The sequence below is a fragment of the Streptococcus sp. CL8.13 genome (assembly GCF_049737895.1).
Genome location: NZ_JBKOTT010000008.1, coordinates 1 through 13,386, shown reverse-complemented (window position 1 = coordinate 13,386; position 13,386 = coordinate 1). Strand labels below are relative to the sequence as shown.

Sequence of the window (13,386 nt, the reverse complement as noted above, 5' to 3'; positions counted from 1 at the left end):
GCTTACTTCTATCAAGCGACAACTATATTAGTATATCACAGTCGCTTTCGCTTGTCAACACTTTTTTGAAACTTTTTTAAATCTTTTTTCATCAAGTGCCTCAACCGCAACATACCATAGTCCGTACGGGATTCGAACCCGTGTTACCGCCGTGAAAAGGCGGTGTCTTAACCCCTTGACCAACGGACCAGAGTTGGTGTTTTCAACTCTTACTATTATACCGACTTTTCAAACTTTGTCAACTACTTTTTTAAACTTTTTTTAAGTGCTAACTTCTCAACGTAACTTCCACCATAGCGAAACTTAATCTGAAACGCTTTCAGATGAGGGGATTTTGTGCGCTCTTTTTTCGATTCTTTTCGACTAATCAAGCATTAGTAAAACCAGTGGAACTTAAGCTTTAAGTAAAAAGAGTCAGCATTATACTGACTCTTCTATTGATTATTAAACTTAGAAGCACGTTCTTCTCCCCACCAATAGGGCATTAGTTTTGCGACTTTCACTATCTTTCTTCTATCGTAGTCCATCATGAATTCTGCATCTTTATTTTCAGCGTTCAACTCTAAAAGGAATTCTCTGCAAGCTCCACAGGGCATTCCTGAACTTCCACCATACGGCGGTTTATCTCGGAAGGCTAAGACTTTTTTAACCTTAGTTTGTCCTGAAAATTGGTACATATTGAAGAGTGCGGCGCGCTCTGCACAGAGATGGAATACACCACAGGTTCCCTCCATACAGAAACCTGTAAATATTTGTCCATCTTCTGCTTCTACTGCGGCTACAACATGGTTGGCATAAACAAAATCAGATACTTCATGTGGATTGTATTGTTTCTGTGCCTCTTCGTACATCTTTTCCCAGATGTCCATTATTACATCCTTCTTATTTAGAGATTTCTTTTAACATATTTTCTATATGCTGGATTGATTTTTCGCGACCTAACAAGAAGATAGTATCTGGCAATTCTGGACCATGCATTTCACCTGAAACAGCAATACGAATTGGCATGAAGAGATTTTTTCCTTTGATACCTGTTTCTTTTTGGACTGCTTTAATTTGTGGGAAGATATTCTCTGTCACAAATTCATCATCTGTCATCGCTTCGAGTTTTGCTTTGAAGGCTTCAAGAACTGTTGGAACTGTTTCACCAGTCATGACTTCGCGCTCTGCTTCTGTCAACTCTGGGAAATCTGAGAAGAAGAGATCTGTCAATGGGATAATCTCATCTACTGATTTCATTTGTGGTTTATAGAGCTCAACTAATTTTTCAGCCTTGTCAGTCAATCGACCTGCTTCTTCTAGGAATGGTTTTGCCATTTCAAAGATGGTTTCAAGATCTGCATTCTTGATATAATCATTGCTCATCCAGTCAAGTTTTTTCTGGTCGAAGGCTGCTGGAGACTTGCTCAGGCGGTTTTCATCGAAAAGTTTAATCAATTCTTCACGAGAGAAAATCTCATCTTCGCCACCTGGGTTCCAACCAAGAAGAGCAATAAAGTTAAAGACTGCTTCTGGTAAATAGCCTTTTTTACGGTAGTCTTCGATAAACTGAAGGGTGTTGGTGTCACGTTTAGACAATTTTTTCCCAGTCTCAGAGTTGATAATCAAGGTCATGTGACCAAACTCTGGAGCTTCCCAACCAAGTGCTTCATAAACCATGAGCTGTTTTGGTGTATTAGCAATGTGGTCGTCTCCACGGATTACGTGAGAAATCTGCATATCATGGTCATCAATGACAACGGCAAAGTTGTATGTTGGGTAACCATCTTTCTTTTGGATAACCCAGTCACCACCGATATTGCCACCTTCAAATTCGATATCACCTTTGACCATATCATGCCACTTGTAGATACCTGACTCATTGACACCCAAACGAACAGTTGGGATGATCCCTGCTGCTTCACGTTCTGCGATGTAAGCTGCTTTTTCTTCTTCACTCATACCAAGGTATTCGTTGATATATCGAGGTGTTTCACCAGCAGCTTCTTGACGTTCGCGTTCAGCTGCCAACTCTTCTTCTGTAACATAAGATTTGTAGGCTTTTCTTTCAGCTAGCAATTGGTCGATGTATTTTTGATACAAGTCCAAACGCTCAGACTGGCGGTAGTTTTCATGTGTTTCTGGGCTTTCATCCCAATCCATACCTAACCAACGAAGGTTTTCAAGCTGTGAACGTTCACCGTCCTCGACATGACGTTTACGATCAGTATCTTCGATACGGATAATAAAAGTCCCACCGTGATGACGGGCATAAAGGTAGTTGAACAATGCTGTACGGGCATTTCCGATGTGTAGTAGTCCTGTTGGACTTGGTGCGTAACGTACGCGGATATCTTTTGACATAGTTTCTCCTATAAAGTCTCTAGGCGTCTGCCTTTTTGCTCTCTATATTATATCACAAGTCTTGGCTGAGTCCAATTTCTATGGATAAAGAGAGTAAAAAGAGTGGACAAACCACTCTTTTCTTCTATTATAGACGTGCGTTAAGTTCTTTGCTCAATTCTTCAAATCCTGGTTTCCCAAGAAGGGCAAACATGTTACGTTTGTAAGCTTCAACACCTGGTTGGTCAAATGGGTTGATAGCATTCAAGTAACCTGAAAGGGCGATAGCCAATTCGAAGAAGTAGATAGTGTAACCAAGAGTAAAAGCGTCTTGCTCTGGAAGAGTCACATACATGTTTGGTACATCACCATCTGTGTGGGCAAGAAGAACACCGTCAGTTGCTTTTTTATTTACAAAATCAACGTCTTTTCCTTGAAGGTAACCAAGTCCATCAAGGTCTTCTTCCAAGGTAGGGATAATCACGTTCTTACGAGGTTTGTCAACACGAACAACCGTTTCAAACATGATACGTGTTCCTTCTTGGATAAATTGACCAAGTGAGTGCAAGTCAGTTGAGAAGTTGGCTGAAGTTGGGTAGATACCTTTTTGGTCTTTTCCTTCTGATTCACCAGCCAATTGTTTCCACCATTCTGAGAAGTATTGAAGTGATGGCTCATAGTTTACCAAGATTTCAGTTGCATAGCCTTTACGGTAAAGGATGTTACGAACTGCTGCGTATTGGTAAGCTTCGTTTTCAGAGATTTTGTCTGAAGTGTAGTCTTTGCGAGCTGCGTTAGCACCTTCCATAAGGGCTTTGATATCAGCTCCTGATGCTGCGATTGGAAGCAAACCAACGGCTGTCAATACTGAGAAGCGTCCACCGATGTCATCTGGAACAACAAATGTTTCCCAACCGTTAGCGTCCGCTTCAACCTTAACAGCACCTTTTTGGCGGTCAGTTGTCGCATAGATACGTTTGTTGGCTTCTTCTTGTCCGTATTTCTTAACCAAAAGTTCTTTGAAGACACGGAAAGCGATAGCTGGTTCAGTTGTTGTACCTGATTTAGAAATCACGTTTACTGAGAAGTCTTTGTCTGCAACATACTCTACCAAGTCAGCAAGGTAAGTAGATGAGATTGAGTTTCCAGCGTAAAGGATTTGTGGAGCCTTGCGTTCTTCTTTTGTTTGCAAGTTAGCAAAGTGATGATTCAAGAAATCGATTGCTGCTTTGGCACCAAGGTAAGATCCACCGATACCAATCACAACCAAAACATCGCTGTCTGATTTGATTTGCTCAGCAGCTTTCAAGATGCGGTCGAATTCTTCACGGTCGTAGTTTTCAGGAAGGTCCAACCATCCCAAGAAGTCGCTACCAGCACCAGTTCCTTTACGAATCAATTCGTCTGCTGCTGTTACTTGTGATTGCATGTATTCCACTTCATGTGGGGCAACAAATTTGTCTAAAACTTTTGAATAATCAAATTTAATATGTGACATGTTATTCCTCCAATATTTCTTCTTTTCTATCATAACGCTTACCTTCGTTTTTTTCAAGTTTTTTTGTCGAATTTCTCCAATTTTTATCAGAATTCAAACGTTTGCGTAAAAATGCCGCATTCCAAAAATTTTGAAAAAATAAAAGAAAGAACGACTAGATGTTCCAGTCGTTACAGTTCATTCAATAAATACTCAAATAATTCTAAATTACCATCTTCTTCATTAACCAGAAACTCTGGATGCCACTGCAAACCAATAATGCGGTGTTCGTCAATAGACTCAATCGCTTCGATGGTCTGGTCTCTTGGATCAATAGCAGTTACACGGAAGTTAGGTGCCAAATCTTTAATGCTTTGACGATGGACGGAGTTGACTTGACTTTCTTTTCCAAATAGCTTAGCCACCACGCTTCCTTTTACTGTCTCAATAGAGTGAGACGTTCCGAAAGGTAGGCCTTGCCAGTGACCTTCGATTTCTTGATTGAGCGTTCCACCAAAGGCAACATTGACAAGTTGAACACCGCGACAGATTGCCATAATTGGTTTATTCTGTCGAAGCGCTTCTTTCAAGAGTGCCAATTCAAACTCATCGCGGACTAGATTGTAATCATCGCTCTCGATGGTCTTTTTCTCTCCATAAAACTGAGGATGGACATTTTGCCCGCCTGTCAAAATAAGCTTGTCAATCATTTCCACATAATCGCGTACAACGGACTCGTCACCAACAGGAATGACTAAAGGGAGACCACCGACTTGACGAATGCTCTCTGCAAATCTACAAGATACAGATGAGTGAATGTTTTTTCCTTCTGCGTCTACAGGACATAGATTTGCAGCAACTCCTACAACCGTTCTAGGCATGATGTCTCTCCTTTCGAATATTAATACTCTTCGAAAATCTCTTCAAACCACGTCAGCGTCGCCTTACCGTACTCAAGTACAGCTTGCGGCTAGCTTCCTAGTTTGCTCTTTGATTTTCATTGAGTATAACGATAGTCCTATCATATCACTCAAAACGTCTTTCGTCTAATATGTTTTTTTAAAGGCTGTGATAAAAATTTTTTATGGACAAGAAAAAGCTGCCCACATAGGACAACTTCTTTCTTATTCGAAAACAAATTGATTGTGATAGAGTTCTGAATAGAAGCCACCTAATTTCAAGAGTTCATGGTGGTTACCGCGTTCAATGACTTCGCCATCTTTGAGAACAATAATCTGATCAGCATTGAGGATGGTCTTCAAGCGGTGGGCAATAACGAAACTAGTTCTGCCTGCTACAACCGCCTCCATAGCATGCTGAATCTTGCTTTCTGTCACCGTATCTACGTTTGAAGTTGCTTCATCGAGAATGAGAACTTCTGGATCTGTCATCAGAGTTCGAGCGATAGAAATCAATTGTTTCTGTCCAGTCGAGAAGATGCTCTGGTCATCATCTATAAGAGTATCGTACTTATCAGGTAAGCTTTCGATATAGTCGTGAATGTGGGTTGCCTTGGCTGCTACCTCAACCATTTCTTGACTAGCATCTGGCACACCAAAACGGATATTGTCTCGAATCGTTCCGCTAAACAAGACAGAATCCTGCAAAACAATTCCTACCTTGCTTCTGAGACTATCCAAGTCATAGTCACGAATGTCTTTGCCGTCAAAATAAATACCACCAGCATCAACATCATAAAAGCGATTGATGAGGTTCATAATAGTCGTTTTCCCTGACCCAGTCGGACCAACAACTGCTGTCATCTGGCCTTTTGGAGCGGAAATGCTGACATCTTTCAAAATAGGTTTATCAGGCAAGTATGAAAAATCAATATGACTAATTTCAACACCTTCTTGCAACTTAGTGAAGGTTGGAGCCTTTTCAGGTCGGATTTCTTCCTCTGCATCAAACATTTCCTGAATCCGTTCAGCACCTGTAAAGGCCAACTGAAGACTTCCCCAACTAGCTGCAACTTGGATAATAGGCTGGTAGTACTGCTGTGAAAATTGGGCAAACATAACAATCAAACCTAGGGCTGTACTTGTTTCAATAGACTTATCATTCAAAAGTACAGCTGAACCAGCAAAGATGACGATGGCTGTATTAACCAGACTCATGCCATTCATGACAGGGAAAAGAATTCCTGAGAACATTCTTCCTTTAAAGGTTGCCTTGCGTACGCGCTCATTTTGTTCAAGAAATCCTGCCATCATATCCTCTTGAATCCCTTGAACAATGACAGCTTTTTGACCTGAGATACTCTCATCCATATAGGCGTTGAGTTTCCCTACCTCTTTCTGCTGGAGATTGGTGTATTTGCGTGCCATTTTTACGATGAAAATCAGCATGAGGAAGGCTATTGGTGTGCTGGCAATGGTGATGAGAGCCAGCGTCACATTCCTCGAAAACATGACAAGAATCAGACCGATATATAAAACAATATTGCTCATGACCTGAATCAAGCTTTCGTTAAAGGCTTGGAGGATATTATCCAAATCACTGGTAAAACGAGACAGGATATCTCCATCTTGTCGGCGGTCAAAGAAAGAAACCGTCAAGCGAGCAAGCTTACCGAAGAGGCCTTTGCGCATCTCGTTAGTCGACTCTGCAATCACACGCGTCATGAGACACATGTATATCACACTAGAGATAAATAGAACCAAAACCAGCAGTCCAAGATTGACCATGATTCCTGATAGACTTTGCCAAATAAGTTCTGGATTGCCATCTTGATAAGCTTGAACTAAATTAGCTAGCTGCGTCACTGCTTGTCCAGAAAAGACCGGAAAGAGGGCTTGAGCAAGAGTCGCTAAAACAATCATCAGGATAACAACTACAAATGATAGCTTATAAACTTTAAAATAATTCCAAAAAAACTGAACTGTCTTCATTTTACTCCTCCTTTCCTTTCTGTGTTTCATAGATTTCACGGTAAACGGCATTGTTGGCAACCAAGTCTGCATGCGTGCCTTGACCAATCAATCGTCCTTGATCTAGAACCAAGATTTTATCTGCATGGACAACCGAGCTAATCTTTTGCGCGATGATAATAGTTGTCGTCCCATTCAAGTCCTTATTCAAGGCTTCTTGCACCAGGCGCTCTGACTTGGCATCCAAGGCTGAGGTCGAATCGTCAAAAATCAGAATACGTGGATTGCTGACAATCCCGCGCGCAATCGACATCCTTTGTTTTTGCCCACCAGAAAAATTGGTTCCCCGTTCCTCAACCGGACTTTCAAAGGTTTTCTCCATACGATGAATGAATTCGCTGGCTTGGGCAATATTGGCTGCGCGCTCCATTTCAAATAGAGTGGCATCTCCCTTACCCTGTCTCAAGTTATCTGCAATCGTTCCACTAAAGAGAATGGCACGTTGGAGAACGATAGAAACTGTTTTACGCAGGGTCCCCTCACTCACTTCTCGAATATCCTTGCCACCGATTTTGATAGCCCCTTCCTGCGGGTCAAAGAGACGTGGAATCAATTGAGCCAAGGTTGATTTTCCTGCACCAGTGGCTCCAACTACACCAACCATCTGACCAGGTTCAATAGTAAAGCTCACATCTTTCAGCATCGGTTCCTTATCCATTGGATAGGTAAAGGTTACATTTTCAAAGCTAAGACTTCCGACCAACTCTTCATCTGGCACATCCTTGAAGGTCATAGCTGGCTCTGCGTCAAGAATTTCTCGAATACGACGCATGGAAATCATGGCACGGCTGACAGAATTTCCCAAAAATCCAACCATGACAATGGTAAAGATAATCTGGCTTAGGTAATTGACAAAGGAAGCAATGGAGCCAACAACTGACGGATTCGACTGAACCATCCCTGCAACTAGCCAAATAGAGAGGAATACCGCCCCATAACCGACCAACATCATGAAAGGTTCCACTACTGAAAAGGCATAACCGATGTAAAGATTTTGACCGAGAATCTCGTCTGAAACCTCCGTAAACTTAGCAAACTGCTCTTTTTCTTGGACAAAGGACTTGACCACGCGAACGCCACGCAGATTTTCCTTGGCAATGGCATTGATGCGTTCAAGCAGGGTTTGAAACTTGGCAAAACGAGGCCCCATCATACCCATCATGACAGCAGTCAAACCAAAAATCAAGACTACCATGAGAACAATCACCCACCACAGAGAAGGTAGGGTTTGAACCGCCAAGATAAACGAACCGATGAACAAGAGGGGAAGTCTGAAAAGAATTTGGAAGGTCATCATGACGACGTTCTGAATCTGGTTGATATCATTTGTCATGCGAACGACTAGATTTCCCGCATTAAATTGTTCAATATTAGCATAAGAAAAGGTTTGGATTTTACGGAAGGCATCCTCTCGAAGGTCGGATGAAACTCCTTGGGCAATATAGGCTGCAAGGACAACATTGAGCCCACCAGCAACTAGACCGACCACGGCCACACCAATCAACCAAGCCCCGATACTATAAATAGCTTCATATTTTCCAGCAAGCAGGGCGTCTAACACTTCCTGCAGGTAACGCGGTTGCAAAAGTGAACTAGCAACCATCAAGCATGTCATCAGGAGCGAAGCCAAGGCCTGCCACTTGTAGGTTTTTATTTTCTGAATCAGCATACTTTCTCCTTAAAAAATAGACAAAAGGGAGCGACAGTCCGTCAGCTCCTTCTCATTCTGTTTGTGTGATGTTATTCTAGCAAAAAAGTGGAAACTTGTCAAAGAAGTCTCCTTGATACAGCTAGAATGACTAGTAATTTTCTCTTTATAGTTTCTGTTTTAACTCGACCAAGACATTCATAGCTTGCATGGGTGTCATGTTGTATATATCTAGTTTAGCTAATTCTGCTAGGATAGGATGTTCTTCTGCCCTATCAAAGAATGAAATCTGTTCAGTGACAGCACTTGTTTGCCTCATGGGAGCAGGACTTTCTATCCCTTGACTCTCTAGCTGAGTCAAAATCTTATCCGCCCTTGCTAAGAGGTCTGCTGGCAAGCCAGCAATCTTGGCAACATGGATACCATAGGACTTATCAGCTGGACCTGGTTCAATCTTGTGAAGGAAGGTAACCTGCCCATCCTGCTCTAAAGTTGCCACGTGGACATTGACCAAGTGTTGTAAACTAGACTCCAGACTGGTCAACTCATGGTAGTGGGTCGCAAAGAGGGTCTTGGCTCCGATATGTTCATGAATGTATTCGATGATGGACTGAGCAAGAGCCATCCCGTCATAAGTTGCAGTTCCCCGTCCCAATTCATCAAAGAGAATGAGAGAGTTCTTGGTCGCATGCGAAATGGCATTGTTGGCCTCCATCATCTCCACCATAAAGGTTGACTGACCCGAAACCAAGTCATCTGCTGCTCCGATACGGGTAAAGACTGCATCAAAAATCGGTAAATGGGCGCTTTCTGCTGGCACATAAGAACCCAACTGAGCCATAACCGCCGTCATGGCTAACTGACGCATGTAGGTTGACTTTCCGCTCATATTGGGCCCTGTAATCAGTTGGATACTGGTATCTTCTGCCATCTGAATCGTATTGGGAATATAGGTCTGAGACCCCATAACCTTTTCAACGACAGCATGGCGCCCTTTCTGGATATCAATTCGCGAATCATCTCCGAATTCAGGTCGAATCAAATGCTGGGTTTCAGCCACAACTGCTAGACTCTGTAAGACATCAACTGTCGCAATTCCTTGGGCTAGAGCTTGTAAACGTTGGATGTACTTGCTGACCTCTTCACGAATACGCATAAAAATTTCATACTCTAGGTTAGCTGACTTCTCACGCGCCTCCAGCATATCTCCCTCGATACGGGCTAATTCTTCGGTTCCAAAGCGTTCCGAGTTTTTCAGCGTCGCCTTGCGGAAAAAGTGAGCGGGCACATTTCCCAGTTGAGAATTGGTCACATGGAAATAGTAGCCATCCTTTTTATTGTAGTCAATCTTGAGGGTACTGATACCAGAGTTTTCTCGCTCCTTGGCCTCAATCTCAGCAATCCAGCTAGTCCCTTCTCTGAGCACTCGGCGGTATTTATCCAAAGTCTCATCAAATCCCGTCCGGATAATTCCCCCATCCGTAATCACATGAGGAGCTTCAGGAGCAATCGCTGCGCTAATCAAACTCTCCAACTCAGGGATTCCATCCAGTTGTACGATGAGATAGGCTAGAGCGGGTTGCTCCATCCCTTCTAAAATCGCACGAATCCGTGGCACACTAGATAAGGTGGTCGCCAACTGCAAGAGATCCTTGGGATTGGTTTTGCCAAAAGAAACTCGACTAGCTAAGCGTTCGATATCATAAACACCCTTGAGACTGTCTGTCAAATCACTGCGCTCAAAGAAATGGTCGAGAAAGACCTGCACCACTTCTTGGCGTTGGACGATTCGTTCCTTATCAATCAGGGGGCGATGAATCCAAGACCGCAAGAGCCGCATACCCATAGCTGTTTTGGTTTCATCCAAAAGCCAGAAAAGACTGCCTTGCTTCTTGCCTGACCGAGCATTCTCAACCAAATCCAGACTAGCCTTGGTCGCATAATCCATCTGCAAGAAATCCTTGATTTCATAGCGGATAACAGGTTTGAGGTGGTTCAATTCCCTCATCTGGGTTCGATGGACATACTGGAGCAACTTACTAGATGCCGCTTGCTCCACAGCTGCTAATCGTGAATCCAGTAAATGAAGGTCTTCAAAGCCTTCTTTTTCATAGGAAAGCACTAGATTCATCTGACGACTAAGGATTTGTTCCTCTTCCTCAGACAAGTCATAACCCAGCACCACTTCTCGCGCCTTGAGATTGCGGATTTCTCCACAAACCAGCGTGAAATCCAAAAGACCTGTCACATAAAAATCACCCGTCACCAAGTCCATATAAGCTAAGCCAAATTGATTGCCATCACGGTCTATGGCAACCAAGAAGTTGTTCTGACTATCCGGCTTACTACTATCGACAACTGTCCCTGGCGTAATGACCTGAACAACCTCTCGTTTCACAACCCCAACTGCTTGTTTAGGATCTTCCATCTGCTCTGCAATGGCTACCTTATAGCCCTGCTCAATCAAGACATCGATATACTGTTGGGCAGAATGATAGGGAACACCCGCCATAGGAATCGGATTGTCCGCATTCTTGTTGCGACTCGTTAAGGAAATTTCCAGAATCTGCGCAGCATTGACCGCATCCTCATAAAATAATTCATAAAAATCACCCATCCGAAAGAGTAAAAAAGCATCTGGATATTGCTTTTTAATATCCACATACTGTTGCATGCCGGGTGATAGCTTTTCTGTCGCCATTTTCCGTCTCTCCTTGTCAAAAATAAGTCTTGAGAGCAACTCCCAAGACCTTACTTATCTTTCATCAAATCTAGCAAACGATCTTCCATGAGTTTGGCAACGTGCTGGTCTCGACAAATGACCAATAAGGTATTGGCACCAGCAACTGTTCCTAAAATCCATTCATCCTTGTTTGCATCTACAATATTTGCCAAAACAGAGGCTTCTCCCAATTTGGTATGAAGTACCAAGGTAAACTCTGCTCTTGCAACGCCTTCTAAATGATGAGACAAAAATTCCACCAAATCAATCTTTTCTGTCTCATTTGCTAGTACATAATACACCATATCATTTTTCTTGACCTTGGTCAAGCCGATTTCGCGCAAATCACGAGATAGGGTTGTCTGCGTCACAAAGACATTGTGCGCCTCCAACCGATCTTGAATTTCTTTTTGTGTACTTAATTTCTCCTCAGTAATCATTTTTTTTATTAACTGATGACGATCTCTTTTTCTCATAAAATCCTCTTATATGCATATTTATAACTAATTTTATAACTATATTATACCAAAAAAATAGGAGATTTCAAAAATTTTTTCTTCTTTCTTTAAAATTGTGATAAAATAGTAGAAAAGTCCAAAAAGGAGCTCTTAATGAATACAAAAGAATTGATTGCTAGCGAGTTGGCTAGCATCATTGATAGCCTGGACCAAGAGGCTATTTTAAATTTACTGGAAACCCCTAAAAACTCAGAAATGGGAGACATCGCTTTCCCTGCTTTTTCTCTTGCAAAAGTCGAACGTAAAGCACCTCAAATGATTGCGACTGAACTGGCTGAAAAAATTAACAGCCAAGCCTTTGAAAAGGTTGTCGCAACAGGACCTTACGTCAACTTTTTCCTTGATAAATCTGCCATTTCTGCTCAAGTATTGCAAGCTGTTATCACTCAAAAAGAACACTATGCTGACCAAACTATTGGCAAACAAGAAAATGTTGTTATCGACATGTCTAGTCCCAATATCGCTAAACCATTTTCTATTGGTCACCTACGCTCAACTGTCATCGGAGATAGCTTGTCACATATTTTCCAAAAAATCGGTTATCAAACGGTCAAGGTCAACCATTTGGGAGACTGGGGTAAACAGTTTGGGATGTTGATTGTTGCCTACAAAAAATGGGGTGACGAAGAAGCTGTAAAAGCTCATCCAATTGATGAACTCCTTAAACTCTATGTCCGCATCAATGCTGAGGCTGAAAATGACCCTAGCTTGGATGATGAAGCGCGCGAATGGTTCCGTAAACTTGAAAATGGAGACGAGGAAGCTCTCGCACTTTGGCAATGGTTCCGTGATGAAAGTTTAGTGGAATTTAACCGCCTTTACAATGAATTGAAAGTTGAATTTGACAGCTACAACGGAGAAGCCTTCTACAACGATAAGATGGATGCAGTTGTAGACATTCTTTCTGAAAAAGGCCTTCTTGTTGAATCAGAAGGGGCCCAAGTTGTGAATCTTGAGAAATACGGAATTGAACATCCAGCCCTTATCAAGAAATCTGATGGTGCAACTCTCTATATCACACGTGACTTGGCTGCAGCCCTTTACCGTAAAAATGAATACCAATTTGCTAAATCTATCTACGTAGTTGGTCAAGAGCAATCTGCCCACTTTAAACAACTCAAAGCTGTCTTGCAAGAGATGGGTTACGATTGGAGTGACGACATTACTCACGTTCCTTTTGGTTTGGTTACAAAAGAAGGAAAGAAACTCTCTACTCGTAAAGGAAATGTCATCCTGCTAGAACCTACTGTTGCAGAGGCTGTTAGTCGTGCCAAAGCCCAAATCGAAGCTAAAAATCCTGAACTTGAAAACAAAGATCAAGTAGCGCATGCTGTTGGTGTTGGAGCCATTAAATTCTATGACCTCAAAACCGACCGTACAAATGGATACGACTTCGACCTAGAAGCTATGGTATCCTTCGAGGGTGAAACTGGACCTTATGTTCAATACGCCTACGCTCGTATCCAATCTATCTTACGCAAAGCGGATTTCAAACCAGAAACAGCTGGCAACTATAGCTTGAATGATACTGAAAGCTGGGAAATCATCAAACTCATCCAAGACTTCCCACGTATTATCAATCGTGCGGCAGATAACTTTGAACCTTCTATCATTGCTAAATTTGCAATTAGCCTGGCTCAAGCCTTTAACAAATACTATGCACATACGCGCATCTTGGATGAAAGCCCAGAACGCGACAGCCGTCTAGCCCTTAGCTACGCAACAGCAGTCGTTCTCAAAGAAGCCCTTCGCTTGCTTGGAGTAGAAGC

General features: G+C 42.4%; 9 protein-coding genes and 1 tRNA gene. 1 reads left to right on the top strand and 9 read right to left on the bottom strand.

Annotation, left to right across the window (positions count from 1 at the left end; translation table 11 throughout):
- Positions 1-117: 117 nt before the first annotated feature.
- The 9 genes from ACLNCN_RS00665 to argR all read right to left on the bottom strand — a co-directional run bounded on the left by ACLNCN_RS00665 (position 118) and on the right by argR (position 11,575).
- Positions 118-189: transfer RNA gene (locus ACLNCN_RS00665), tRNA-Glu, on the bottom strand.
- 245 nt (positions 190-434) lie between these two features.
- Positions 435-869, bottom strand: a complete 435-nt coding sequence (locus ACLNCN_RS00660) for a cytidine deaminase family protein (RefSeq protein WP_424844423.1) — start codon at positions 867-869, stop codon at positions 435-437.
- A gap of 13 nt (positions 870-882) precedes the next feature.
- Positions 883-2,343 carry a glutamate--tRNA ligase gene (gene gltX, locus ACLNCN_RS00655; RefSeq protein ID WP_261048531.1) on the bottom strand — a complete coding sequence of 487 codons (1,461 nt, stop codon included), beginning with the start codon at positions 2,341-2,343 and terminating at the stop codon, positions 883-885.
- Positions 2,344-2,470: 127 nt separating this feature from the next.
- Positions 2,471-3,820, bottom strand: coding sequence for a glucose-6-phosphate isomerase (locus ACLNCN_RS00650; RefSeq protein ID WP_000018269.1), 1,350 nt, complete (start codon positions 3,818-3,820; stop codon positions 2,471-2,473).
- Between the two features lie 170 nt (positions 3,821-3,990).
- Positions 3,991-4,680: a gamma-glutamyl-gamma-aminobutyrate hydrolase family protein gene (locus ACLNCN_RS00645; RefSeq protein WP_424844422.1), complete on the bottom strand. Its 690-nt coding sequence runs from the start codon at positions 4,678-4,680 to the stop codon at positions 3,991-3,993.
- 243 nt (positions 4,681-4,923) lie between these two features.
- On the bottom strand, positions 4,924-6,690 hold the full coding sequence (gene patB / locus ACLNCN_RS00640) for a multidrug efflux ABC transporter subunit PatB (RefSeq protein ID WP_424844421.1): 1,767 nt from the start codon (positions 6,688-6,690) through the stop codon (positions 4,924-4,926).
- 1 nt (position 6,691) lies between these two features.
- Positions 6,692-8,398, bottom strand: coding sequence for a multidrug efflux ABC transporter subunit PatA (gene patA / locus ACLNCN_RS00635; RefSeq protein ID WP_424844420.1), 1,707 nt, complete (start codon positions 8,396-8,398; stop codon positions 6,692-6,694).
- A gap of 145 nt (positions 8,399-8,543) precedes the next feature.
- Positions 8,544-11,078: a DNA mismatch repair protein MutS gene (gene mutS / locus ACLNCN_RS00630; RefSeq protein ID WP_424844419.1), complete on the bottom strand. Its 2,535-nt coding sequence runs from the start codon at positions 11,076-11,078 to the stop codon at positions 8,544-8,546.
- A gap of 50 nt (positions 11,079-11,128) precedes the next feature.
- Positions 11,129-11,575 (bottom strand): arginine repressor, encoded by a 447-nt coding sequence (argR, locus tag ACLNCN_RS00625; protein WP_001231476.1) that lies wholly within the window; start codon positions 11,573-11,575, stop codon positions 11,129-11,131.
- A gap of 135 nt (positions 11,576-11,710) precedes the next feature.
- Here argR and argS point away from each other — a divergent pair.
- Positions 11,711-13,386 (top strand): arginine--tRNA ligase (gene argS / locus ACLNCN_RS00620; RefSeq protein ID WP_424844418.1); only part of this gene is annotated, 1,676 nt, incomplete at its 3' end.